At 70.4% G+C, this 1,113-nt stretch carries 1 protein-coding gene; it reads right to left on the bottom strand.

Annotated elements, in window-relative coordinates; all coding sequences use genetic code 11:
* The coding region (locus ACIQIB_RS39555; protein WP_400764334.1) for an acyltransferase domain-containing protein at positions 1 to 978 on the bottom strand (978 nt) is incomplete at its 3' end.
* Positions 979 to 1,113 lie beyond the last annotated feature (135 nt).

Here is a 1,113-nt window from a genome sequence, read left to right as displayed (position 1 = left end):
GGGCTTCCCGGCGGTGCCGGTCGCCGTCCAGTCCACCGGGACACCGCTCACGTGCAGTTGGGCGGCGGAGGTGTAGAGGCGCTCCAAGGTGTCCTCGGTACGGCGCAGGGTGCCGGTGACGGTCACCTCGGCCTCGTCCAGCGTCTCCTGGATCCCCTGGACCAGGACGGGGTGCGGGCTCGACTCGACGAAGGCCGTGAAGCCCTCCTCGTGCAGCACCCGGATCGCCGGCTCGAAGCCGACCTGCGCACGCAGGTTCGTGTACCAGTACCCGGCGTCGAAGCCCGTGGTGTCCGCCCAGCCGCCCGTCACCGTCGAGAAGAACGGCACCCGCGACTTGAGGGGCTCGATCGGCGCGAGCACGTCGAGGAGTTCGGCCTCGATCCGCTCCACGTGCGCGGAGTGCGAGGCGTAGTCCACCGGGATCAACCTCGCCCGGACCTCCCGCGCCTGGTACTCCGCCACCAGGTCCTGAACGGCCTGCACGTCACCGGACACGACCACCAGACGCGGACCGTTCAACGCCGCAATGCCCAGCCCGTCGTCACCCGCGATCCGCTCCGAAACCTCTGCAGCGGGCAGCGGAATCGAGGCCATCGCACCCAACCCCGCCAGCTCACGGCCGATCACCTGCGAGCGCGACGCGACCACCCGCGCGGCGTCCTCCAGACTCAGAGCGCCCGAGACCGCCGCCGCCGCGATCTCACCCTGGGAGTGCCCGACCACCGCATCCGGACGCACCCCCAACGAACCCCAGAGCTCCGCCAGGGAGACCATCACCGCGAAGGTCGCCGGCTGGACCACGTCCACCCGCTCCAGACCATCGCCCGAGGTCAGAACCTCCCTCAACGACCAGTCCACGAACGGCTCAAGCGCCCGCTCACACCGCTCCATCGACTCCGCGAACACCGGCGACGCCTCCCACAGACGCGCCCCCATCCCCACCCACTGCGAACCCTGCCCAGGGAAGACGAACACCGTCCGCCCCGCCTCCCGCGCAACACCCTCCACCACACCAGCGGCGGCACGACCCTGCGCCAAAGCCTCCAGCAGAGATTCGAACTCGCCGAGTTCACCGCCAACCAGCACCGCCCGGTGCTCGAACACCGACCG

The sequence above is a fragment of the Kitasatospora sp. NPDC092286 genome, from assembly GCF_044755565.1.
Classification (GTDB): domain Bacteria; phylum Actinomycetota; class Actinomycetes; order Streptomycetales; family Streptomycetaceae; genus Kitasatospora.
Note: the sequence above shows the minus strand (reverse complement) of the source record. Positions and strands in the feature narration are given on the sequence as shown.